This is a genomic window from Bacillus sp. PK3-067 (assembly GCF_056738645.1).
Window position 1 is genome coordinate 2,201,951 of sequence record NZ_CP096490.1, and the last position, 25,928, is coordinate 2,227,878.

At 35.3% G+C, this 25,928-nt stretch carries 19 protein-coding genes, 1 riboswitch and 2 other annotated features; of the genes, 15 read left to right on the forward strand and 4 right to left on the reverse strand.

From position 1 onward, the window contains the following. Positions 1 to 557: 557 nt before the first annotated feature. From dhbA to M1D73_RS11530, 9 genes are read left to right on the forward strand one after another with little or no spacing between them, the layout of a single operon-like run. A complete protein-coding gene (gene dhbA / locus M1D73_RS11490) occupies positions 558 to 1,343 on the forward strand; it encodes a 2,3-dihydro-2,3-dihydroxybenzoate dehydrogenase (RefSeq protein WP_001048437.1) in 786 nt (261 codons plus the stop codon). 25 nt (positions 1,344 to 1,368) lie between these two features. Next, positions 1,369 to 2,568: an isochorismate synthase DhbC gene (gene dhbC / locus M1D73_RS11495; protein ID WP_001002068.1), complete on the forward strand. Its 1,200-nt coding sequence runs from the start codon at positions 1,369 to 1,371 to the stop codon at positions 2,566 to 2,568. A 12-nt stretch (positions 2,569 to 2,580) separates the two neighbouring features. Further along, positions 2,581 to 4,197, forward strand: a complete 1,617-nt coding sequence (locus M1D73_RS11500; RefSeq protein ID WP_000960126.1) for a (2,3-dihydroxybenzoyl)adenylate synthase — start codon at positions 2,581 to 2,583, stop codon at positions 4,195 to 4,197. Positions 4,198 to 4,221: 24 nt separating this feature from the next. Further along, positions 4,222 to 5,115: an isochorismatase family protein gene (locus M1D73_RS11505; protein ID WP_001007285.1), complete on the forward strand. Its 894-nt coding sequence runs from the start codon at positions 4,222 to 4,224 to the stop codon at positions 5,113 to 5,115. A 33-nt stretch (positions 5,116 to 5,148) separates the two neighbouring features. Continuing rightward, a complete protein-coding gene (locus M1D73_RS11510; RefSeq protein WP_001133913.1) occupies positions 5,149 to 12,306 on the forward strand; it encodes an amino acid adenylation domain-containing protein in 7,158 nt (2,385 codons plus the stop codon). Continuing rightward, positions 12,303 to 12,527, forward strand: coding sequence for an MbtH family protein (locus M1D73_RS11515; RefSeq protein ID WP_000184055.1), 225 nt, complete (start codon positions 12,303 to 12,305; stop codon positions 12,525 to 12,527). The genes M1D73_RS11510 and M1D73_RS11515 overlap by 4 nt, the downstream gene beginning before the upstream one ends. Beyond that, positions 12,527 to 13,957 (forward strand): MDR family MFS transporter, encoded by a 1,431-nt coding sequence (locus M1D73_RS11520; RefSeq protein ID WP_000660191.1) that lies wholly within the window; start codon positions 12,527 to 12,529, stop codon positions 13,955 to 13,957. The genes M1D73_RS11515 and M1D73_RS11520 overlap by 1 nt, the downstream gene beginning before the upstream one ends. 57 nt (positions 13,958 to 14,014) lie before the next feature. After that, positions 14,015 to 14,764, forward strand: coding sequence for a 4'-phosphopantetheinyl transferase Sfp (gene sfp / locus M1D73_RS11525; RefSeq protein ID WP_000573004.1), 750 nt, complete (start codon positions 14,015 to 14,017; stop codon positions 14,762 to 14,764). A gap of 25 nt (positions 14,765 to 14,789) precedes the next feature. Then, a complete protein-coding gene (locus tag M1D73_RS11530; RefSeq protein WP_000959125.1) occupies positions 14,790 to 15,332 on the forward strand; it encodes a hypothetical protein in 543 nt (180 codons plus the stop codon). Positions 15,333 to 15,370: 38 nt separating this feature from the next. On the opposite strand, the gene M1D73_RS11535 is transcribed toward M1D73_RS11530, so the two are convergent. Then, positions 15,371 to 15,643, reverse strand: a complete 273-nt coding sequence (locus M1D73_RS11535) for an HU family DNA-binding protein (protein WP_001043905.1) — start codon at positions 15,641 to 15,643, stop codon at positions 15,371 to 15,373. 204 nt (positions 15,644 to 15,847) lie between these two features. Between M1D73_RS11535 and M1D73_RS11540 the strand changes: the two genes are divergently transcribed. Both M1D73_RS11540 and M1D73_RS11545 read left to right on the forward strand, forming a co-directional pair. Continuing rightward, entirely contained in the window at positions 15,848 to 16,615 is a 768-nt protein-coding gene (locus M1D73_RS11540; RefSeq protein ID WP_000577298.1) for a DUF3891 family protein, read from the forward strand. Between the two features lie 14 nt (positions 16,616 to 16,629). Next, on the forward strand, positions 16,630 to 17,154 hold the full coding sequence (locus M1D73_RS11545; RefSeq protein WP_000656267.1) for a DinB family protein: 525 nt from the start codon (positions 16,630 to 16,632) through the stop codon (positions 17,152 to 17,154). A gap of 91 nt (positions 17,155 to 17,245) precedes the next feature. On the opposite strand, the gene M1D73_RS11550 is transcribed toward M1D73_RS11545, so the two are convergent. The 3 genes from M1D73_RS11550 to M1D73_RS11560 all read right to left on the reverse strand — a co-directional run bounded on the left by M1D73_RS11550 (position 17,246) and on the right by M1D73_RS11560 (position 21,050). Further along, positions 17,246 to 18,439 carry a S8 family peptidase gene (locus tag M1D73_RS11550; protein WP_000790938.1) on the reverse strand — a complete coding sequence of 398 codons (1,194 nt, stop codon included), beginning with the start codon at positions 18,437 to 18,439 and terminating at the stop codon, positions 17,246 to 17,248. Positions 18,440 to 18,671: 232 nt separating this feature from the next. After that, complete coding sequence (locus M1D73_RS11555) at positions 18,672 to 20,039, reverse strand: alanine/glycine:cation symporter family protein (RefSeq protein WP_000451037.1); 1,368 nt, start codon at positions 20,037 to 20,039, stop codon at positions 18,672 to 18,674. Between the two features lie 106 nt (positions 20,040 to 20,145). Continuing rightward, a riboswitch (glycine riboswitch) is annotated at positions 20,146 to 20,266 on the reverse strand. A gap of 208 nt (positions 20,267 to 20,474) precedes the next feature. Beyond that, positions 20,475 to 21,050: a hypothetical protein gene (locus tag M1D73_RS11560; RefSeq protein ID WP_001170888.1), complete on the reverse strand. Its 576-nt coding sequence runs from the start codon at positions 21,048 to 21,050 to the stop codon at positions 20,475 to 20,477. Between the two features lie 132 nt (positions 21,051 to 21,182). Here M1D73_RS11560 and M1D73_RS11565 point away from each other — a divergent pair, with 132 nt between their 5' ends. The 4 genes from M1D73_RS11565 to thrS all read left to right on the forward strand — a co-directional run bounded on the left by M1D73_RS11565 (position 21,183) and on the right by thrS (position 25,832). Then, complete coding sequence (locus M1D73_RS11565) at positions 21,183 to 21,545, forward strand: hypothetical protein (RefSeq protein ID WP_121868321.1); 363 nt, start codon at positions 21,183 to 21,185, stop codon at positions 21,543 to 21,545. A gap of 203 nt (positions 21,546 to 21,748) precedes the next feature. Next, positions 21,749 to 22,369 carry a YdbC family protein gene (locus tag M1D73_RS11570; protein ID WP_121868320.1) on the forward strand — a complete coding sequence of 207 codons (621 nt, stop codon included), beginning with the start codon at positions 21,749 to 21,751 and terminating at the stop codon, positions 22,367 to 22,369. 185 nt (positions 22,370 to 22,554) lie between these two features. After that, positions 22,555 to 23,262, forward strand: coding sequence for a 23S rRNA pseudouridine(2604) synthase RluF (gene rluF, locus M1D73_RS11575; RefSeq protein ID WP_001222162.1), 708 nt, complete (start codon positions 22,555 to 22,557; stop codon positions 23,260 to 23,262). A 121-nt stretch (positions 23,263 to 23,383) separates the two neighbouring features. Continuing rightward, positions 23,384 to 23,607, forward strand: a binding site (T-box leader). 36 nt (positions 23,608 to 23,643) lie between these two features. Further along, positions 23,644 to 23,865: a binding site (T-box leader), on the forward strand. 44 nt (positions 23,866 to 23,909) lie between these two features. Next, positions 23,910 to 25,832: a threonine--tRNA ligase gene (gene thrS / locus M1D73_RS11580; protein ID WP_063219978.1), complete on the forward strand. Its 1,923-nt coding sequence runs from the start codon at positions 23,910 to 23,912 to the stop codon at positions 25,830 to 25,832. Positions 25,833 to 25,928: the final 96 nt, after the last annotated feature.

Sequence of the window (25,928 nt, forward strand, 5' to 3'; positions counted from 1 at the left end):
TGAGTTATTTTAACAAGGTTAAATTACTTTTGTGATTTTTATAGATGTAAAAGTGAGTGGAATACCCATTTGGAATATAATAAATTGATACATCATATTCGAAATATATATTAAATCTTAAATGATAAAGAAGACATTCATTAGTATTTGTAAGATATATTTTCAGAAAAATATTGAGAAAATATATACTTGAGTTTTTCATAAAGCATTGTAAATGAACGTATCTCTAGTTTATCTTCTTCAATTTTAAAAAGAGGAGTTTGAATTTTATTTATAATATAAGTACATTTAATGCGTTTAGGTATGATTTTATTAAGAAGCATTAAAATACTTTATCTGAAAAATAAAAAAAGATTGACAAGTTTATTGAGAAACATTATCATTTCGGTGTAAGATAGTAAATGAAAAACATTATCAATAAAATGGATTTTAAAGTAATGCGCACTTGACCAATTAGTTTAGTAAGTGTATTATTTTTTACAACACGACTGATAATGAAAATCAATATCATTTATGTTACTTAATGAAATTAATGTTTATGTGAAAGGATAGAGAAAATGAACTTAGGGGAATTTGATGGGCAAACAGTTTTAGTAACAGGTGCAGCACAAGGCATAGGCAGTGTTGTTGCCAAAATGTTTTTAGAAAGAGGAGCCACAGTTATTGCGGTTGATCAAAATGAAGAGGGGTTAAATGTACTCTTAAATCAAAATGAATTAAATAAAACACGTATGAAAACGTTTCGTTTAGATGTGAGTAATAGCGCTGCTGTTGAAGACATGGTAAATCATATTGCAAATGAAATAGCGCCAATAGATATTTTAATAAATGTTGCAGGGGTTTTACGTATGGGACCAATTCATTCGTTAAGTGATGAAGATTGGAATAAAACATTCTCTGTAAATACTACAGGGGTTTTCAATATGTCCCGAGCGGTAAGTAAAAATATGATGTTAAGAAAATCAGGGGCAATTGTTACAGTCGGTTCAAATGCGGCAAATACGCCGAGAATGGAGATGGCTGCGTATGCTGCGTCAAAGGCTGCAACGACGATGTTTATGAAATGTTTAGGACTAGAGCTTGCGGCATACAATATACGCTGCAACTTAGTTTCTCCAGGTTCTACTGAAACTGAGATGCAAAGATTACTATGGGCTGATGAGAATGGAGCTAAAAATATAATTGCTGGTTCTCAAAATACATATAGACTCGGAATTCCATTACAAAAAATTGCACAACCTTCAGAAGTTGCTGAAGCCGTGTTATTTTTAGCCTCAGATAGAGCAAGTCATATTACAATGCACAATTTATGTGTCGATGGCGGTGCTACGTTAGGAGTTTAATCAAAATTCAGGAGGTTATTATATTATGAATGAACATATAGCTGTAAAGGAATTGTCAGAAAAACTTTTAGAAGATTATAAGACTGAATCTTCATTCTTTTTTGCTTCACCAACTCGAACGATATTAGCAGAAGGAGAGTTTACTACAGTAAAGCATCGTGAAATTGAAAATTTCCCAGAGCTTGTGCAAGCGACATTAAGTAATGCGAAACAAGCTGGAAATCCAAATCCTATCGTTGTGGGTGCTTTGCCATTCGATCGTAGAAAAGAAGTCCAACTTATCGTACCAGAATATAGTAGGATTTCTGAGCGTTTACAATTGGATACAACAAATCAGCTTGAAACAAATGAGAACGTAACATTTGAAATGACGCCAATGCCAGACCCTGAAGTTTATATGAATGGTGTGAAGCAAGGAATTAAAAAAATACAGGACGGTGATTTAAAGAAAATCGTTCTATCTAGATCGTTAGATGTTAAATCTTCGGAAAAGATTGATAAGCAAAAACTTCTGCGAGAATTAGCAGAGCATAATAAGCATGGTTATACATTTGCTGTGAATTTACCGAAAGATGAAAAAGAGAACAGTAAGACGCTAATTGGAGCAAGTCCTGAATTACTTGTTTCACGTAATGGTATGCAAGTTATTTCTAACCCGTTAGCTGGTTCAAGGCCACGTAGTGAGGACCCAGTAGAAGATAAAAGAAGAGCAGAGGAATTACTTTCTTCTCCAAAAGATTTACATGAACATGCGGTAGTAGTGGAAGCGGTTGCCGCTGCACTTCGTCCGTATTGTCATACATTACATGTTCCAGAAAAGCCATCAGTTATTCATAGTGAAGCGATGTGGCATTTGTCTACAGAAGTGAAAGGTGAACTGAAGGATCCAAATACTTCTTCTTTACAATTAGCAATTGCCCTTCATCCTACGCCAGCAGTTTGCGGAACTCCGATGGAAAAAGCAAGAGAGGCTATACAGCATATTGAGCCATTTGACCGCGAGTTCTTTACAGGAATGCTAGGATGGAGCGATTTAAATGGAGATGGAGAATGGATTGTTACAATTCGTTGTGCTGAAGTACAAGAAAATACACTGCGTTTATATGCAGGAGCTGGAGTTGTTGCTGAGTCAAAACCAGAAGATGAGTTAGCAGAAACATCAGCTAAGTTCCAAACAATGCTAAAAGCTTTAGGGTTAAGAGATAGTTCACTTAATGAAAAATAGGGGGAAGAAAGAATGCTAGTAGGTTATACAGAATGGCCAAAAGAATTTGCCGATCGTTACCGAGAAGAAGGATGTTGGCTTGGTGAAACATTTGGAGGAGTGTTAAGAGAGCGGGCTGAGAAATATGGAGATCAAATCGCGGTTGTAAGTGGTAAGAAGCATATAACATATAGTGAACTTAATAAAAAGGTAGATCGTTTAGCAGCAGGTTTACTGAATTTAGGAATAAAGAAAGAGGACAGAGTTGTAATCCAGTTACCTAACATTATCGAGTTTTTCGAAATATGTTTTGCACTATTTCGAATTGGAGCGCTTCCTGTCTTTGCACTGCCGTCACATCGAAGCAGTGAAATTAGTTATTTTTGTGATTTTGGCGAGGCGAGCGCTTACGTTATTTCAGATAAGGCTCTCGGTTTTGATTATCGAAAACTAGCAAGAGAAGTGAAAGAGAAAGTGCCAAATTTACAACATGTAATTGTAGTGGGAGAAGAAGAAGAGTTTGTGAACATAAATGATCTGTATATGGATCCCGTCTCATTACCAGAAGTTCAGCCAAGTGATGTTGCGTTTCTCCAATTATCAGGAGGCACAACAGGTCTTTCTAAATTAATTCCTAGAACACATGATGACTATATTTATAGTTTACGTGTTAGCGCTAAAATTTGTAATTTGAATGCAGAAAGCGTCTATATGGCAGTTCTTCCAGTAGCACACAATTACCCAATGAGTTCTCCAGGGACATTTGGAACTTTCTATGCGGGTGGAAAAGTGGTATTGGCAACTGGTGGTAGTCCAGATGAGGCATTTGCTCTTATCGAAAAAGAAAAAGTTACAATTACAGCGCTCGTTCCGCCATTAGCAATGATTTGGCTTGATGCTGCATCTTCTCGTAATACCGATTTATCGAGCCTAGAGGTTATTCAAGTAGGTGGTGCTAAGTTTAGTGCTGAGGTAGCAAGACGTATACGCCCTACATTTGGATGTACGTTACAGCAAGTATTCGGTATGGCGGAAGGATTAGTGAACTATACAAGATTAGACGATCCGGAAGAAACTATTATTCATACACAAGGTAGACCAATGTCTGCACTCGATGAAGTACGAGTTGTTGATGAAAATGACAACGATGTACAACCGGGCGAAGTAGGTAGTTTATTAACACGAGGTCCATATACAATTCGTGGTTACTATAAAGCCGAAGAGCATAATGCACGATCATTTACAAAGGATGGATTTTATCGCACAGGTGATCTTGTAAAAGTAAATGAACAAGGATACATCATTGTAGAAGGAAGAGATAAAGATCAAATTAACCGCGGTGGTGAGAAAGTTGCTGCAGAAGAAGTTGAAAATCATCTATTAGCACACGATGCGGTCCATGACGTAGCAATTGTATCTATGCCTGACGATTATTTAGGTGAACGCACCTGTGCTTTTGTTATAGCTCGCGGACAAGTTCCGGCAGTAAGTGAATTAAAAATGTTTTTAAGAGAACGTGGTATAGCGGCTTATAAAATTCCAGATCGAATTGAATTTATTGAATCATTTCCGCAAACAGGAGTCGGAAAAGTCAGCAAAAAAGAACTACGTAAAGTCATTGCTGAAAAACTTATTACAGTAAAACAATAATAAAAACCGGAAGGAAGTGATTAGATGGCTATTCCATCTATTTCAGTATATAAAATGCCAATTGAATCAGAACTACCGAAAAATAAAGTGAATTGGACACCAGATCCGAAACGTGCAGTACTTTTAATTCATGACATGCAAGAATATTTTCTTGATGCATATAGCGATAAAGAATCACCAAAAGTAGAACTTGTTTCAAATATTAAAATGATAAGAGAAAAATGTAAGGAACTTGGTATACCAGTTGTTTATACAGCACAACCTGGTGGGCAAACGTTAGAACAACGAGGTTTATTACAAGACTTTTGGGGTGACGGTATACCTGCTGGACCAGATAAAAAGAAAATTGTTGATGAACTTACTCCTGATGAAAATGATATATTCCTAACAAAATGGAGATATAGTGCATTTAAAAAGACAAATCTATTAGAAATTTTAAATGAACAAGGAAGAGATCAACTCATTATTTGCGGTATTTATGCGCATATTGGCTGTCTTTTAACAGCTTGTGAAGCATTTATGGATGGTATAGAGCCGTTCTTTGTAGCAGATGCAGTTGCTGATTTTTCACTAGAGCATCATAAACAAGCATTGGAGTATGCATCTAATAGATGTGCAGTAACGACATCAACAAACCTACTGTTAAAAGATTTACAAAGTGTAAAAGGTGATGAGGGTGAAGGAATCACTATACAGGAAGTGCATGAACTAGTTGCACAACTACTTCGTGAGCCAGTAGAGAGTATTGATATTGATGAGGACTTATTAAATAGAGGGCTTGATTCGGTCAGAATTATGAGTTTAGTAGAGAAGTGGCGTCGTGAAGGGAAAGAAATCACTTTTGCAGATTTAGCAGAACGTCCAACTGTTACAGGTTGGTACAGTTTACTATCTTCACAAACAGCACAGGTGCTGTAACAAATAGACTACATAATAAAGGGGTAGTAAAGAATGCCTAACAGTCAAAAGATTCGTCATTCGTTATCATCTGCGCAGTCTGGTATGTGGTTTGCGCAACAATTAGATCCGCTTAATCCAATTTATAATACTGGGGAATATGTAGAAATAAACGGAAATATTCATCAAGACATTTTTGAATTAGCTGTACGTAAAGTTGTAATGGAAACAGAAGCACTTCATGTTCGCTTCGAAGAGGATGAAATTGGCCCATGGCAAGTTATTGAAGAATCACAGTTTCATATGCATTTTATTGACGTTCGTAAAGAAGAAAATCCTGAAGAAGCTGCTAAAGTATGGATGAAAAATGATTTATCTATGCCAGTCGATTTGAAAAAAGATACTTTATTTACTGAAGCACTTATTCAAGTTGAAAATAATCGTTTCTTTTGGTATCAGCGCATCCATCACATTGTGATGGATGGCTATGGATTTTCACTTCTTAGCCAAAAAGTAGCGAATGAGTATACATCACTTATAGAAGAAACAAACAAGAATGAAAAACCATTTGGTTCTCTTGCAAAAGTCGTGCAAGAAGATATTGAGTATCGTGAGTCTAAACAATTTCAGGAAGATCGTACTTTTTGGTTAGAAAAGTTTGCAGATGCCCCAGAAGTTGTAAGTTTGGCAGAACGAGCACCGAGAACATCAAATGGATTTTCACGAGAAACAGCTTATTTATCTAGTTCTAGCACGAAAACTTTACTAGAAGATATCAATATTTCGTTAACAAGTTGGCCGGAATTCATTGTGGCTGTAACAAGTATTTATATGCATAAATTAACAGGTGAAAATGATATTGTTTTAGGTTTACCGATGATGGGACGTCTAGGTTCTGTATCTATTCATACACCAAGTATGGTAATGAATTTAGTTCCACTTCGTATTACAGTAACTCCAAATATAACTCTTGCGGAATTATTGCAGCAAGTTTCTAAAGAAATCCGAGATGTACGTCGCCATTATAAATACCGTCATGAGGAATTAAGAAGAGATTTAAAGTTACTAGGTGAAAATCAAAGGTTGTTTGGACCGTTAGTGAATGTTATGCCTTTTGATTACGGGCTTAATTTTGCTGGAAATCGTGGTATTACGCATAACTTATCAGCAGGACCTGTCGATGATTTATCGATAAATGTATATAAACGTTTTGATCAAAATGAGATAATGATTCATTTTGATGCAAATCCTGAAGTATATAATAACGCGGAGCTAGCATTGCATAAAGAAAGATTTATGAATCTATTTGAATTAGTAATAAATAATTATGAGAAAAACGAGTCGATTGGAAAAATAAACATTACTCTGCCTGAAGAAAATCATAAAGTTTTATTGGAATGGAATGAAACGAAGGAAGACGATGAATTAATCAGTCTGCCTATATCATTTGAAAAACAAGTGAAAAAAAATCCCAATAAACTAGCGATTACTTGTGACGGTGTAATCCTTACGTATAAAGAGCTAAATGAACGAGCGAATGAACTAGCACATTATTTAGTAGAAGAAGGAATACGACCAAATCAGTTTGTAGCTTTAGTATTCCCTAGATCAATAGAAATGGTAGTTAGTATGCTAGCAGTCTTAAAGGCTGGTGCAGCGTATTTACCAATAGATCCAGAATACCCAGCAGATAGAGTTACTTATATAGTAAATGATGCAAAACCAGTTTGTATCATAACACATTCATCTGTTTCATCTAAGTTAGTTATAGAAAAGGATATGAAAAAAATTGTATTAGATGACGAAGAAACGAAACTAGCGTTACATACATATTCTCGTATGAATATAGCATGTAAGAATGATGTATCACTGTTAAACCCAGCCTATACAATATATACTTCAGGCTCAACAGGAAACCCAAAAGGTGTAATTGTTCCTATGAGAGGTTTAAGTAACTTTTTAATGGCTATGCAACAAAAGTTTTCATTAAATGAAAATGATCATTTATTAGCAGTTACAACGTTTGCATTTGATATTTCTGCACTAGAAATTTATTTACCTCTTATTAGTGGTGCAAGTTTAACAATTGCGCAAAAAGAAGACATACAAGAGCCTTCTGCATTAACGACACTTTTACATGAAGAAAGAGTGACCATTATGCAGGCTACACCGACGCTTTGGCAGGCGTTAGTAACTGATTATCCAGAGAAGCTACAAGGGCTAAGCATACTTGTTGGTGGTGAAGCTCTTCCAGCGCATTTAGCAAATAAATTACGAGAATTAGGTTGCTCAATAACTAATTTATATGGACCAACTGAAACGACGATTTGGTCTACTTTCATGAACATTGATGAAGGTGAAAAGGGCATACCTCCTATTGGAAAACCAATTTGCAATACAGAAGTGTATGTATTGGATGCAGGGTTACAACCAGTGCCACCTGGAGTTATTGGGGAATTATATATTGCAGGGGAAGGACTTGCAAGCGGATATTTAGGAAAACCTGAGTTAACAGCTGAACGGTTTGTTGCAAATCCTTATGGAGAATCAGGGAAGCGCATGTACCGTACAGGAGATCTTGTGAAATGGCGTAGTGATGGTGCGTTAGAGTACATTAGTCGCGCAGATCATCAAATTAAAATTCGTGGATTCCGAATTGAATTAGCTGAAATTGAAACGGTATTACAACGACATGAAAATATTCAACAAGCGGTAGTAATGGTACGAGAAGATCGTGCAAATGATAAACGCATCATTGCGTATATCGTTGCAGAAGAAAAGGAACCGATTAATCTTTCAGAAATTCGTTCTTATGTTTCAGAAAGTTTAGCGAATTATATGATACCATCGACATTTGTTGTGCTAGAAGTATTACCATTAACGCCAAATGGTAAGGTTGACAGAAAGAAATTACCTGCTCCTGATTTTAATGGAATGAACAATGAGAGAGTTGCTAGAAATCCGAAAGAAGAAATATTATGTGATTTATTTGCAGAAGTACTTGGTGTTTCTCGAATTAGCATTGATGATAATTTCTTTGAAATGGGTGGACATTCACTTCTCGCATCTCGTTTAATGGCAAGAATTCGTGAAACGTTAAGTGTGGAATTAGGAATTGGGAAACTATTTGAATCACCAACTGTTGCCGAACTGGCGAAACAATTAAACCATGCAAAAAGCGCAAGACCAGCTATTCAGAAAGCAAGTAGGCCAAATGAAGTTCCACTTTCATTTGCACAGCGCAGGTTATGGTTCTTAAATTGTTTAGAAGGTCCAAGTCCTACTTATAATATTCCGCTAGTCATTCGTATGAATGGAATATTGAATCGGGAAGCATTACAAGGTGCTTTTTATGATGTAGTTGAGAAACATGAAACACTTAGAACAATTTTCCCTAACGTATTAGGTAGTTCCTATCAGAAAATTTTAGATATGGAAAACTTAAATTTAGAAATGGTTATAACTAATACATGTAAAGATGAATTAGAAAGTGTACTTTCAGAGGCGGTAAGATATAGCTTTAACCTCGATTTTGAGCCGGCAGTTCGTTTGCAACTTTTTACAATGAGTGAAAACGAACATGTATTATTAATTCTATTACATCATATTGTAGGTGATGGCTGGTCATTACAGCCGTTAACGAGAGATTTTACAGCGGCGTATAAAGCGCGATGTCAAGGTGACAGAGTTCAGCTGGAGACACTACCAGTTCAATACGCAGATTATGCACTTTGGCAACAGCAATTGCTAGGTGATGAAACGACACAAGAGAGTCTTATTTCAACACAATTAGATTTTTGGAAAGAAGAACTTAAAGGTTTACCAGACCAAATGGAGTTACCTACAGATTTCCAGCGTCCAATTGAGACGAGTTACCGCGGGGAAACAATTCATTTTCATATAGATGAAGGTATGCATAGTAGGTTAGTAGAGCTTGCACGTAAAAATGGAGTTAGTTTGTTTATGGTATTGCAAGCAGGGCTTAGTGCACTATTTACAAGATTAGGTGCAGGCACTGATATACCAATTGGAAGTCCGATTGCTGGAAGAAATGATGATGTACTTTCAGATATTGTTGGTTTATTTGTAAATACATTAGTGTTACGTACAAATACTTCAGGAGATCCAAGTTTTAAAGAATTATTAAATAGAGTGAAGCAGGTAAATCTTGCAGCTTATGAAAATCAAGATGTTCCATTTGAAAGGCTTGTTGAAGTATTAAATCCAGTACGTACTCGAAACAGCCATCCGTTGTTTCAAGTTATGTTAGCTTTTCAAAATACACCAGAAGCAACGTTTCATGTACCAGATTTAGAAGCGAGCCTTGAAATTCAAAGCGTTGGTTCTGCAAAATTTGATTTAACATTTGAAATTAGTGAGAGTAACGGGGTTGATGGTACTCCGAACGGTTTACATGGATTACTAGAGTTTAGTACCGATTTATATAAACGTGAAACGGTTCAAAAACTAATAGAACGATTCATTTTGTTATTAGATGATGCAACTACAAATCCAGATCAATCCATTGGCAGATTAGAAATATTAACTTTAGCAGAGAAAAATACAGTGTTAGAAAAGTGGAATGGTGGTTTTCAAATTGCACCAGAAATGACATTGCCACAATTGTTTGAAAAGCAGGCTCATATAAATCCAAATTCTATTGCTGTTGTCTTTGAAGATAAGAAATTAACTTATGAAGAGTTAAATAGAAAAGCAAATAAAATAGCTCGATTCCTAATAGCAAAAGGGATTGGTCCTGATCAACTCGTTGCTTTAGCGATGCCAAGATCATTAAACATGGTTGTAAGCTTATTAGCTGTTCTTAAAGCTGGTGCTGGATACCTTCCGTTAGATCCAGATTACCCAGCAGACCGTATTTCATTTATGCTACACGATGCGAAACCATCATGTGTTTTAACGAATTCAGAAGTGGAAATTGAATGTAATGAGGCACTAAAAGTTTTAGTTGATGATGTGAAAGTAATAGCAGAGGTTGAGAAATATAGTGAAGACAATATTGATGAAGTGGAACGAATTAAGCCATTATCTCCATCACATATTGCTTACGTTATTTATACGTCAGGGTCAACAGGCAGACCGAAAGGCGTTATGATACCTCATCAAAATGTAGTGAGACTTTTAGGAGCAACTGATCATTGGTTCCAGTTTGACGGAAACGATGTTTGGACGATGTTCCATTCATATGCTTTTGATTTCTCGGTTTGGGAAATTTGGGGACCTTTATTATACGGAGGGCGTTTAGTTGTAGTCCCACATACTGTAAGTCGCTCGCCGAAAGAATTTTTACAGCTTCTTGTTAAAGAAAAGGTTACGGTTTTAAACCAAACTCCATCAGCGTTCTACCAATTGATGCAAGCAGATCGTGAAAATGAAGAGATTGGCCAAAAATTATCTTTACGATATGTTGTTTTTGGAGGAGAAGCACTTGAGCTAAGTCGCTTAGAAGATTGGTATAGTCGACATCCTCATAACGCACCAAAGCTTATTAATATGTATGGTATTACAGAGACGACAGTACATGTTAGTTATATTGAATTAGATGAAACTATCGTCTCTTTACGGGCAAATAGTTTAATTGGGTGCAGTATACCTGACCTTAAAGTGTATGTGTTAGACAACTATTTACAACCAGTCCCACCTGGAGTAGTTGGAGAAATGTATGTTGCAGGTGCAGGACTTGCGCGTGGATATTTAGGAAGAGCAGGATTAACGGCTGAACGCTTTATCGCAGATCCATTTGGCAAGCCAGGTACAAGAATGTATCGTACAGGAGACTTAGCTCGCTGGCGTAATGATGGGACGCTAGATTATATAGGACGTGCAGATCATCAAATCAAAATTCGTGGATTCCGAATTGAATTAGGAGAAATAGAAGCAGTCATAATGAAGCACCCTAAAGCTGAGCAAGTAGCCGTTATTGTACGTGAAGATCAACCAGGGGATAAACGGTTAGTTTCTTATATCGTTGCATCAAATAATGAAGCAATTGATACGAATGAAATGCGTCAGTTTGCTAGTGGTAGTTTACCAGATTATATGGTTCCATACGCTTTTGTAGTAGTAAATGAGTTACCTTTAACTCCAAACGGTAAATTAGATAGAAAGGCATTGCCAGCTCCAGCATTTATCGCATCATCTTCTAGTCGTGGTCCAAGAACACCGCAAGAAGAAATGTTATGTGACTTGTTTACAGAAGTGCTAAGTGTACCTCAAATTGGAATTGATGACGGATTCTTTGATCTTGGTGGTCATTCACTCCTTGCAGTGCAGCTTATGAGCCGCATGAAAGAGGCGCTTGGAGTGGAACTAAACATTGGTACTTTATTTGCAGCACCGACTGTTGCAGGGTTAGCTGAAAGACTTGAGATGGGGAATGGTCAAAGTGCACTTGATGTGTTGCTTCCATTACGAGCAAGCGGGGATCAATTACCACTATTTTGTGTACATCCAGCAGGTGGATTAAGTTGGTGCTATGCAGGACTTATGAAATCTTTAGGAACAGATTATCCAATTTATGGTGTGCAAGCACGTGGTATTGCTAAAAATGAAGAACTTCCAAAAAGTTTAGAGGAGATGGCGGCGGATTACTTGAAACACGTTCGTGAAGTACAGCCTCATGGACCATATCGTTTATTAGGTTGGTCGCTTGGAGGAAATGTTGTGCATGCAATGGCGGCGCAATTACAAAATGAAGGGGAAGAAGTAGAATTACTCGTTATGCTTGACTCTTATCCTGGACACTTCTTACCGAATACGGAAGCGCCTACTGAAGAGGAAGCGTTAATCGCATTACTTGCTTTAGGCGGATATGACCCAGATAACATGGATGGTAAACCACTTACAATGGAAAGTGCAGTTGAAATCCTTCGTAAAGATGGAAGTGCATTAGCAAGTCTTGAAGAAGAGACTATATTGAACTTGAAAGAAACATATGTAAATTCAGTAGGGTTGTTAGGGAAATATGTACCGAAAGTTTATAACGGAGATATCCTGTTCTTTAGATCTACTGTTATACCAGACTGGTTTGATCCTATTTCTCCAAATACGTGGCTAAATTATTTAGACGGGCAAATTGTGCAGCACGATATTGATTGTAGACATAAAGATCTATGTCAGCCAGGTCCGCTTACGGAAATTGGACAAGTATTAGCGAAATATTTGCAGAATAAGAAAGGGGTAAGTAGAGTATGACGAATCCATTTGAAAATGATAATTACACATATAAAGTATTAATAAATGAGGAGGGCCAGTATTCTCTCTGGCCTGCTTTTCTCGATGTACCTATTGGCTGGAATATCGTATATGAAGAAGCTAGTAGGCAGAGCTGCTTAGAATATGTTGAATATAACTGGAAAGATTTGAATCCAAAAAGTAATCAAGTTCGCGAAAAAACATTAGCAGGAAAACGATAATGAAAGAAAAACTAAATCCAAAAGTAGTTGTAAGTATCGTTTATATAACTGCGATGTTTATGGCTGCGATGGACGCAACGATTGTAAATGTAGCACTGCAAACGATAAGTAGAGAACTACAAGTACCTGCATCTGCAATGGGGACGGTTAATGTTGGGTATTTAGTTAGTTTAGCTGTTTTCCTTCCGATTTCTGGTTGGTTAGGAGATCGATTTGGTACGAAAAGAGTGTTTTTAATTGCTCTTTTCGTATTTACAATTGCCTCTGCTTTATGCGGAATGGCTAATGATATTACTTCATTGAATATTTTCCGTATTATTCAAGGTGCTGGTGGAGGGCTTTTAACACCAGTTGGAATGGCAATGTTATTTCGAACATTTTCACCAGAGGAAAGACCGAAGATTTCTCGGTTCATTATACTTCCAATTGCTGTAGCACCAGCAATTGGTCCTATCATCGGTGGTTTCTTTGTAGATCAAATGTCTTGGCGTTGGGCATTTTATATTAATCTACCGTTTGGAATCGTTGCATTGCTATTTGGACTTCTATTTTTAGCAGAGCATGTTGAAAAATCAGCTGGTCGCTTTGATTCGCTCGGCTTTATTTTATCAGCACCAGGATTTGCGATGCTCATATATGCGCTTAGCCAGGGACCATCAAAAGGGTGGATTTCTCCAGAAATTATGAGTACTGGGATAGCTGGGGGTGTATTCATTACATTGTTTATAATCGTAGAACTGAAAGTAAAGCAACCGATGTTAGATTTACGTTTATTAAAAGAACCAGTGTTTAGAAAGATGAGTCTTATATCATTATTTTCATCAGCTGGTTTACTAGGAATGTTATTTGTTTTTCCACTTATGTATCAAAATGTGATAGGAGTTTCCGCGCTGGAATCAGGACTTACGACATTTCCAGAGGCGATTGGATTAATGATTTCTTCACAAATTGTGCCATGGTCATATAAAAAATTAGGAGCGCGAAAGGTAATTTCTATTGGATTAATTTGTACCGTGGTTATCTTTGTTTTATTAAGTTTTGTAAATCACGATACGAATCCGTGGCAAATCCGCGCATTATTGTTTGGTATCGGTATTTTCTTAGGTCAATCTGTCGGTGCGGTTCAATTTTCTGCCTTTAACAATATCACGCCGCCTTCTATGGGGAGAGCTACTACTATATTCAATGTGCAAAATCGATTAGGTTCAGCAATAGGAGTAGCTGTTTTAGCTAGTATACTAGCTGGTTTTGGAAGTAATAACGCTCAATCCGATTTTTTACCATATCAAGCAGCATTAATTGGATCAGCAATATTTTTGCTCATAGCACTACTATTTTCTTTACGTATTTCCGATAAAGAGGTAATGTCAAAGAAGAAAGAAAAAACATTATCTGTATCAGAAAAAGAGAAAGTACTTGTCAATGAATAACAATATACGCATGCTTTCTTATGAAAATTGATATTCGTTGAATAAAGGAGAGTTTACATGATAGAAAGTAAAGTTGTAGATTCTATTCCAACTTTGAATGAGAATGATTGTCAAATATGGTGGGCAAGAATTTCGGATTTACAGTCATGGCATTACAATTTACTAAATGATATAGAGCGAGAGAAAGCAAATTCGTATCATCATTCGGCAGATCGCGCTCGTTTTATAATAGGTTGCGTAATAAGTAGATTAGTTCTCGGTAAGATACTTTCTATGTCACCAGTCCAAGTACCAATTGATCGAATGTGCTCAGTATGTAAAGTGCAGCATGGAAGACCACAATTACCAGAAGGTATGCCGCAATTATCCGTTTCGCATTCAGGTGAGTGGGTTGTCGTTGCTTTTACAAAATCTGCACCTGTTGGCATAGATGTAGAACAAATGAATCCAAATGTAGATGTTATGAAAATGGCAGAAGGTGTATTAACAGACATTGAAATAGCGCAAGTTATGAAACTGCCAAATGAACAGAAAATAGAAGGATTTTTAACATATTGGACTCGAAAAGAAGCGGTGCTGAAAGCGACAGGTGAAGGGCTAATGATTCCGCCAGTACATATTACAGTATCAGCTCCAAATGATCCTCCAAACTTGTTGGTTTTTAAGGATAGACAAGAGTTATTAAATAATACAATGATGGAAGATGTAAAGCCTAGTTTAGATTATAGGGCCTCTGTTGCAATATTCAGTAAGGAAGTAACTGAAATTACGCAATTAGATGCGGCAGCACTTTTAAATCTTAAATAAAAAAATTATAGAAGAGGTGTTCCTCATGTTAGTAGCGGAAAATAGAAAGAATGAATTCACTTATAACGTACAAGCAATTAAAAATATTTTATTTTCTGGAGATACATCATCCATTCATGCTTTAGAAAAGCTTTTAAATGATACAGTTCAGTTTGATGTTCTTGAACAAGAGGCACTTGGTAGACAGTACATTCCGAAAGAAGCAAAGAATTTCTTTGATAAAGATGGAACATTTCTTTACCGTGTATCTAATGTTAGTTATAAAGGCAAGGTGTTATCTGAAAATCTAATTTTTGCAGACACTTCGTTTTTACCGGACGCAATAAAGAGTGAATTAGAGAGTGGAAATATTCCTGTTGAAAAGCTTATAGAAAAGATGGAAGTAAGAAGAAATGTATTATATGAAGGATATCAGCCATCTGGAAATATTATTGAATTGTTTGATGGATGTTCTGTTACAGCGAATGTGTATCCAACTAGAAAGTATCAAATTGTAAGTAAATGCAAATGTGTATTTTATATTTGTGAAGTGTATCATGCAGAGAATATAAAGCAATTGCTTAAATAAAAACAAGAAACCAGCCTATAAAATGGCTGGTTTCTTGTTTATTTAACAGCTTCTTTTAATTCTTTACCTGCTTTAAATGCAGGAACTTTACCAGCGGCGATTTGAATTTCTTCGCCAGTTTGCGGATTACGTCCTGTACGAGCAGATCTTTCGCGCACTTCAAAAGTTCCAAAACCGATTAGTTGAACTTTATCTCCAGATTGTAATGCATTAGCAATTGTGTCAAATACGGATTGTACAGCTGCAGAAGCGTCCTTTTGAGAAATATCAGCTGATTGAGCTACGTTTTTAATTAATTCTGTTTTGTTCATGTTTTCACCTCATAAAAAAATTTTTGGAATGAATGTTTTAGTATAATAGATAGTAAAGATAAAGCTATCACTATGATTAGATAGAATACTATATAATTATGTTAATTTCGTTGCAAGAGACTGAATCCCTTCTATTATTTAGGGATTAATTAAGAATCGATGCATATAAAAAGCTTTAATATGAGGATGAGGGGGAGTATATGAATGATTTTTCGTGAAAAAAATGAGAAGGAAAGTATATTAATTCGTCAACATGATCATGGTTTTTTAGCTGGAGAGATTGCAAAACATATAAAAGAAGACTTTTTTGAAAGTAAAACATATTTAAAAGAAACAGTTGATGCAATATATGAGCATGACAGAGGATGGATAGAGCTTGATAAAGTACCAATTTTGAATGATGCTAAAAATATTCCATATACATTTATGGATTGTCCAAGCCCATTACGTTTTGTTTTTTATACGATTGGTTTGAATGAAATTGAAAATTCTAATCCATACGGGGCATTGCTTTGTAGTAAACATTTTTTATCATTTCCACTAAACGAGGAAGATGAAGAGATGATGTCATTTTATAAACATGAATTAGAACGACAAAAAAGAATCTTGAAAACGTTAACAAAAGAACAGTTTGCGATGTTCGATAAACATTATAGATTATTAAAGTTTTGTGATGAACTTTCTTTATACGTATGTATGAATAAGCCTGGTGTCAAAAAGAAAGATGAAATTGATTTATTTAAAGATGGTTTTGAAGGAACAGAAATGTTTAATAGTGAAGAGGAGAAACTTATTCAAGCTGAATGGGTGGACGAGGAAACAATTCGGATTACACCATTTCCATTTCAAACGGAATTTTATACGTATGTAAAATATAAAACGATAAATAAGCATGAAATGAAAGAAAAAGGGATTGCAAAGGCTGATAGAGAATCAGAAATGAAGAAACAAACCATTCGTTTCATACAATAAGGAGGTAATATAAATTGAAAGATTATATATTAAAACAGTGTGATTATCATGCTTGGGCCAATACAAGATTATTCAATCGATTAAAAGAGTTACCAAACTATGAGACGATTTTTAATGAGCAGATACAGAGTGTATTCCCATCCATTAAGGATACTTTTGTGCATATTTATATTACAGATCAAGTGTGGTTACATATATTGCATGGTAAAAGTATGAATGAAGCAATACAAGACCGAGAAGATTTACGAAAACAAATTGAAACTAAATCGTTACATGAATTAGAAAAAATGTTTGAAAACATGGCAAATCAATATAAAGATTTTTTAATTACAATACAAGATGTGAATGCTGTATTTGTTATTGAGAATCCATATGTAGGGAAATTAGAAACTTCGATTTTAGAATTAGTGCAACATGTCGTAAATCATGGTACATATCATAGAGGAAATATAACAGCGATGATCCGTCAACTTGGTCATTCGTCGACAATGATGGATTTTGTACTGTATTTACATATGGTTAAAAAGCAGGGAGAGTAATATAGTTTGTAAGAAGGAGAGGCTTTAATTATAGAAGTCTCTCCTTCTATTTTATTCCGCATTCATGGTAGATCGATTGATTAAAGTTTTCTTAAGAAGCTTTATTTTCTTGTAATTGCTTAGCGTATTGTACAGCCTTATATGCATTGACTCTACCGTTTTTCCAGTACGTACCTGTACCACTAATTTTATCAGAAGTTGACTCAATAATTTGGCGAATTTGTGTATTACTATATCCTTGATTTGCTAAAAGAGCAGCGACTCCTGCAACATGAGGTGTTGCCATAGATGTACCACTTAATGATTGATACGTGCTTCCTTTATATGTTGAATATATATTTGAACCTGGTGCTGCAACATCTACCCAGCTACCATAAGTAGAGAATGAAGATTTTCTATCTGATTGATCTGTAGAACCAACTGCAATTACTTCGCTGTAATAAGCAGGGTAATTAGCTTTTGTATTTCCAGCATTTCCAGCAGCTGCAACTATAACAGAGCCTTTATTCCATGCATATTGAACGGCTTGTTGTAATGCAGTACCACCATTTGGAGCTCCTAAACTTAAACTAATTACTTTTGCACCCGAATCAGCAGCTTCTCGAATACCTTGCGCTACAGCATCAAGAGTACCACTTCCTTGATTATCTAATACGCGGACAGCATAAATTGAAGTTTGTGGGGCAACACCAGCAATTCCGACGCTGTTATTCGTGAGTGCTCCAGTAATTCCAGCGCAATGTGTACCATGACCATTACCATCATCAGATGTATTGTCGTTATCAACATAATCATGCCCGTAAATTACTTTCGAAGCCAGATCAGGGTGTGAGCCTTGAACTCCTGTATCAATAATAGCTACTTTTACACCCGGATCACTTCGTTGGCTATCCCAAGCTTGTGGAGCTTGAATCTTTTGTAATCCATATTGATTATTAAAATATGGGTCGTTTGGAGTCCAAAAGGCGTGAACGTAATAATTTGGTTCTGCATATTCCACATCTGGATTATTTTTATAACTCTTTATTTTTTCTTTTACAGTACCTTTTGAAAATTGTACGACTTCAAAACCTAACTTATCATCTTTAGATAAGACATTAGCTCCGACAGATTTATGAAAAGATTGCACATTACTTAAAGATGCATTTTGTTTGAACTTAACGATTAATTGGTTAGGAACGTAATCAGTAGATGATGTTTCAGCACTTGAAGTATTCGTGTTAAAGAAGAAACCACCAATAATAAATGATAAAACAGATAGGAAAACAATGATTTTGTTTTTCAAAAGATTTTTCCTCCCTTTTCTTGGATGAGTTTTTCAGCGACACTTTAATGTCGCATTCCTTTTCAACTATATAGTTAGACCATACGATTTATGACATTTATGTGAAAAACTTTTGGAGGAATAAAAAGGAGTAAATATTGATATAAATATATTTTTAATGATAGTAATTAAGTAAAAGAGGGGATGAAAAAAGGAATGCTCATCATGTATGAGTCATTCCTTTTTTCATAGATTAACTTGCCTGTTTTTTATTATTTTCTTTCAATTTCTCTGCTTGTAAAAAGCGATTCGTTTCAGCAACAACAATACTACTTAATCCAATCAGACCAATCAAGTTTGGAATTGCCATAAGTCCATTTGCAATATCAGCAAATGTCCATACGATTCCTAGCTTTAAATTAGCACCAATTGCAATCATGAAAATAAAGATTGCTTTATAATATTTAACTGCACTTTCTCCGAATAAATAAGCTACACATTTTTCTCCATAATACGACCAGCCTAAAATAGTAGAGTAGGCAAATAAAATAATTGCGATACCGAGAATCATACTACCAGCAGTACCGAATACAGATTGGAATGCAAGTGTTGTAGCTTCAACACCAGTTTTACCTGATTTCCAAGCGCCTGTAGTAATTAATACTAGTCCTGTAATTGTACATACAATAAACGTATCTAGAAAAGTACCAGTCATTGAAACTAAAGCTTGCTTTGCAGGCGAATCGGTTTTTGCCGCCGCCGCCGCAATTGGTGCACTCCCTAAACCAGCTTCGTTCGCAAATACACCACGCGCCATTCCGATTTGGATAGCTGATGCAACTGTTGCCCCAATAAAACCACCAGCAGCTGCTGTACCATTAAATGCACCAGAAAAAATAAGTGAAAATGCTTCTGGAATTTGGTCGTAGTGATAGAAAATAATTATAAGACCAGCAATTATATAAAAGAAAGCTTTAATAGGAACGACATATCCCGTCACTTTCCCGATTTTTTTTACACCGCCTAAAATAACAATTGCGATTAAAAATGACATTACTATACCAGTTAAAGCAGGAGGGAAAGAGAAATTAATTCGCATTGCCTCTGCAACTGAGTTAGATTGCACCATATTACCAATACCGAAAGAAGCAGTTGTACCAAATATAGCGAATAATATAGCAAGCCATTTCTTACCTAAACCACGCTCTAAATAATACATTGGTCCACCTGAATATTCACCATTTTCATTACTAACACGATATTTCACTGCAAGTATTGCCTCTGCATATTTTGTTGCCATACCGAATAAAGCGGTAATCCACATCCAAAATATTGCACCAGGACCACCAATTGTAACCGCTGTTGCAACACCGGCTATATTACCCATACCAATCGTTGCGGCCATAGCTGTCATGAGTGCTTGGAAGTGACTAATATCTCCAGAAGAAGAAGTATCTTCTGATTTTTTAAACGCTAGTTTGTGAGCGTATAATAGTTTACTAAACTGTAAACCTTTCAAACGCACTGTGAGAATGATACCTGTTCCAACGAGTAGCAACAAAGTTGGTAATCCCCACACGTATTGATTTAGTTGTTCTAATACTTTACTTACTGTCTCCATCTTTATTCTCCTTTTTTAGAAAAAATAAAAACCACTTCAAGTAAATGAAATGGTCTCTGGAGAAACAAGGGATAGAAAAATAAACCGATACAATCGGCTTTTTCTTTCGCTTGTCTCTGTCCTTTTACCTGAGAGATTATCCGCTAAAGTAGCGGATTTGCTCCTTCGGTGCTCGTTTTCCTCCGCGCTCTATGAAAGCGAGAGGGAGTCTCTCCAGAGATTCGTCCCCATGCAGTTCTACTTGTAACCAAGACCTGAGAGTTTCAAAGTTGGTATAACAACTTTTTGCCCCGTCGGTAGATCAATAGACCTTCTCCTGAATGGTTCATCCGAATTATAAAATTTATAAACACATTGATTGTAAATCAATAAAAACATTATAGACATACAAATTGTGAATTGCAATCATTTTTTATTTTAAAATAGTAAATAGTTTTATTTTTTTGTAAGTCCTAATTTATCTTCAACTTCATTTAAAGTAGATAAAGCGATGACAATATGTTGATCCGCAAGTCCTAAAGCTTGTTTTGTTTTTTCAATAGCTTCATTGGTTGGAGTAGAGTTATTTGCTCCGTCTATAATCAAATTTGCTGCATTTTTCATGAAATTTGCTGCGGATTTAAACTGAGTTGTGAATTGAAGTAGTTGTTTTTGTATATCTATATCTGTTATGTTTTCTTCAATTTTAAGCGTGTCTATTTCGTTCATAATTGTTTCGTACTGTTTGGAAACAGCACTCATTGTAACTAATAGTTTATTTCGATCTACTGAATCTCCATTCGTGTTAATCTCTTCCCAGGCAGGTAACCAATCTTTTTCGATGATGTCATTATAATGAGTAGTCAATTCATGAATTTTAGGTTGTAATTTCGTTTTGAAAGTTTTTGTCTCCGCTGTTTCTACAGTTGCTTTTTCGTTGTTATTTTTAACATTAGTAACATAGAAAATCGTACCGAAAATGATGAAAATAGAAATAACAACTGTCCATTTAGTAAAAAGTAATTTCTGCAATATGTAACGCCTCCAAAATTTAAAAACTTATAATTATAATATATAACAATAATGTTGTTTAAAGTAGAGAAAATAGGTTAGAAATAATTTAAATTAATTCTTTTATATACATGAATAATTAAATTTAGTAAAATGATGAAAGCTATATGCGAGAAAAGAGGGTTTTTAGTGAAAATGAATAGAAGAAAACTGTTTTTAAGTATTTCAATGGCTATGTTATTAGTTGGTTTATTTGTACTCATATATGTAGACAAAGAATCTAAAATTAAAGATTTTCCAGTGCCAATGTCAGCAATCCATATTAACGATGATAATGAAGAGGACTATCAATATATAAGTGTAATGCCGATTACAAAGGCGAATGGATGGGAGAACTTAGGGGAAAACGGGCATACTGTTAGTTTTAAAAAAGGGGAGCGGAAGGTAGCAGTAGTACATTATCCGGGAGAAATTACGTATTATTTATTTGAGAAAAAGATGAATAAGGGAGATTAGCTAAAGATGTAATTCATTAAGAGTTACATCTTTTTTTATTCTGAATCATTTGAAATTAAATTCGATAGATGTTTTGATAGATGTAGTGATAAATATGATTAGTTCTATATGTCTATAAAGAGTATTAGGGTGATTATAAAAATATTATGTGAACTAATTATTGTGAGAAGAAGATAAATTATATGCTAAAGGGGGAATTAAAAATGTTACTAAAAACAATCTACTGTAAGGTGGAAGAAGACAAAAAGGAATTGTTTTCAAATGCGCAAGAAAAATGGAGTGATATACGGCATCTAGATGGTTTTCATGGACAATTTGGTGGATGGTATGAAGATGAGGCATGTGTATTTACTTTATGGGAAGATAGAAGTACATATCAATCATTTATGAATGGTGCTCACGATACAATTTATTTAAATAGTAATCAAGAGGATACGTTTCTTTCGTGTGAAATTGAATTATTTCAAACGTTGTATGATATAACTGATACGCATTTGAAAGAAGTTGTTACAGAAGGATCATTCGTAAGAGTTGCTATATGTGATGTAAAGGTGGAAAAGGAAAAGTATTTTTTACAGAAGCAAGAAACAATTTGGAATAAAGGAATGGAAAAAGCAAAAGGAATGTTAGGTGGAGTAGTTGGGAAGTCTTTAAAAAATGAAAATCGTTACATAGTGTTAACGTATTGGAAAGATGAACAGACGCATCAACATTATGTGGAAGAGATTTTCCCAGATTTATATAAATTAGCTAATATTCATGAAGATATAGAAGAGATAAAAGGAAAACAAGCTGTATGTAAGGAAGAATGGCTTGTATATTAAACGCTGAAAAAGTGTATAAATGAATGTATAATAAAGATATTTTCTTATAAACAAGTAATTAATAGAAGACGTTATATACCCTTTCATGTTAATATATTTAAGTTATAATAGGAGGCTTACCCTTTTGTATTGTACGGTAGAAGCAGTGTGAGCTTGAAATTTTTTTAGAAAAGGATGTGCCTAATTTGCGTATCAATAAATTTATTAGTGAAGCTGGAAAAGCGTCTCGACGTGGAGCGGATAAACTAATTAATGAGAGAAGAGTAATTATTAACGGTAAGGTTGCAAAAATTGGTGACCAAGTGAACCCAGGTGATGATGTACGAGTAAATGGAGAGCAGCTTCGAATTGCTCGAGATCACGTATATATCGCTTTAAATAAACCAGTAGGTATTACATGTACGAGTGAAAAAGCTGTAAAAGGTAATATTATCGATTTAGTGAACCATCCTTTACGAATTAGTCACATTGGACGTCTTGATAAAGACTCAGACGGTTTAATTTTGTTAACGAATGATGGTGATATTGTTAATGAAATTTTACGTGCTGAAAACAAACATGAGAAAGAATATATCGTTTCAGTAGATAAGCCAATTACACCTGATTTCTTAGAGAAAATGGCAGCGGGTGTTAAAATTTTAGGAACAAAAACGCTTCCTTGTGAGGTTACACAGTTATCAAAATATGAGTTCCAAATTATTTTAACACAAGGGCTAAATCGTCAAATTCGCCGTATGTGTGAAGCTTTAGGTTATCAAGTATACACGTTAAAACGTACGAGAATTATGAATATTGAATTGAATAATTTACCAGTTGGGCAGTGGAGAGATTTAACAAAGAAAGAGAAAAGACGTCTATTTGCAGACTTAAATTACGAACCACAAGATTGGTAAAATTGTGAAGTGAAACCAAAAAAATTTGGTTTCACTTTTTTAATTAAATAAATAATTTTTTTAAACACTTGCAAAAATAAAATGAATAAGATATATTAAATAACAATAAATGGATGTTTTACAAAAAGCAAAGAAAAGGACACGAGTTATTTTCCCCGGTTATACAGAGAAGGAAGGAAAGCTGAGAACTTCCTAACGCAGAAAAATAACTTACCACCTTAGAGCTGCACTAGGGAAATTAAGTATCTAGTGCCGTGTATGCGACGTTATCGCAAAAGAAGCCATTATGTTTTTTGTGATGGGAATCTGGGTGGAACCACGGATATAAGCATATTCGTCCCTATATTTAGGGATGAATATGCTTTTTTGCATTCAATTTCATAAAAAGCGAAGAAAAGGACACGAGTTATTTTCCCCGGTTATACAGAGAAGGAAGGAAAGCTGAGAACTTCCTAACGCAGAAAAATAACTTACCACCTTAGAGCTGCACTGGGGAAATTAAGTATCTAGTGCCGTATAAACGACGTTACCGTAAAAGAAGCCATTGCATTTTGTGATGGGAATCTGGGTGGAACCACGGGTAAAAGCACGCTCGTCCCTATGTTAGGGATGAGTGTGCTTTTTATTATGAAATGGAGAGATGAAAAATGAAAGAACAAATGATTGAAATTAAATTTCCAGATGGTAGCGTGAAAGAATTTGTAAATGGAGTTACTTTAGAAGAAATTGCGGGATCCATTAGCAGTAGTTTGAAAAAGAAAGCAGTCGCGGGGAAAGTAAATGATGGATTATATGATTTACGCCGAAAGATTGAAGAAAATGCGGAAGTAGAAATCATTACTATAGATTCAAATGAAGGTGTAGAAATTGCAAGACACTCTGCGGCACATATTTTAGCGCAAGCTGTAAAAAGATTGTATGGTGATATAAATCTTGGAGTAGGGCCTGTTATTGAAAATGGATTTTATTATGATATGGATCTTCCAAGTAGTGTAAACGTAGAAGATTTACGGAAAATAGAAAAAGAAATGAAAAAGATTATAAATGAAAATATAAAGATAGAACGAGTTGAGGTTTCTCGAGAAGAAGCAGCAAAACTGTTTCAAGAAATGAACGATCGCTTGAAATTAGAACTTTTAGAAGCAATTCCTAGTGGGGAAAGTGTAACACTATATAAACAAGGTGAATTTGTAGATTTATGTAGAGGGCCACATTTACCATTTACAGGTTATTTGAAAGCATTTCAATTAACTCACGTTTCCGGTGCATATTGGCGAGGTGATAGTAATAACCAAGTGCTTCAGCGCATATATGGTGTTGCATTCTCTTCTCAAAAAGAATTAGAAGAGTATTTACATTTCGTTGAAGAAGCAGCAAAAAGAAATCATCGTAAGTTAGGCAGTGAGCTTGAGTTATTTATGTTTTCTGAAGAGGCTCCGGGAATGCCATTTTATTTACCGAAAGGACAAATGATTCGTAACGAATTGGAAGCATTTTTAAGAGAAATTCAAAAAGAGTACAATTATCAAGAAGTACGCACTCCGTTCATGATGAACCAAGAAGTATGGGAGAGATCAGGGCACTGGGGACATTATAAAGATAATATGTATTTCTCTGAAGTAGATAATAAAAGTTTTGCATTAAAACCGATGAACTGCCCAGGGCACATGCTTATGTTTAAAAATAAATTGCATTCTTATCGTGAATTACCGATTCGTATGTGTGAATTTGGTCAAGTACATCGCCATGAATTTAGTGGTGCCTTAAACGGATTATTAAGAGTACGTACTTTCTGCCAAGATGATGCACATTTATTTGTAACTCCAAAACAAATTGAAGATGAAATTAAATCAGTAATGGCGCAAATTGATTACGTATATAAAACTTTTGGATTCGAATATGAAGTAGAGCTTTCTACTCGTCCAGAAGACTCAATGGGTGATGATAAATTATGGGAGCAAGCAGAAGCAGCATTAGAAAATGTATTACAATCGCTAAATTATAAATATAGACTAAATGAAGGTGACGGTGCATTTTACGGGCCGAAAATTGATTTTCATATTAAAGATGCTTTAAATAGAAGTCACCAGTGCGGAACAATCCAGCTTGATTTCCAAATGCCAGAGAAATTTGATTTAAATTATATAGATGAAAATAATGAAAAGAAAAGACCAGTTGTTATTCACAGGGCAGTTTTAGGGTCATTAGATCGCTTCTTAGCAATATTAATTGAGCACTTTGGAGGTGCGTTCCCGGCATGGGTGGCACCAGTTCAAGTGAAAGTAATTCCAGTTTCAAATGCAGTACATGAACAATATGCCAATGAGATTGCACTTAAATTAGCACAAGCTGGAGTTCGTGTTGAACAAGATGCACGAGATGAAAAATTAGGATATAAAATAAGAGAAGCACAAATGCAAAAAGTACCGTATGTTCTTGTTATTGGAGATAAGGAAATGGAAAACGGAGCTGTAAATGTACGTAAATATGGGGAAGAGAAGTCAGAAGTTATTGCACTAGATGTATTTGTGGCAACTATTGAAGAAGAAATAAAGAATAGAAAATATTGATTGTAAAGAAAACACACTATTAGAAATTAGTGTGTTTTCTTTTTTATCTTACAAAAATGTAAGGTAAATGTAAGCGAAATCGAGGGAACGAGTTGT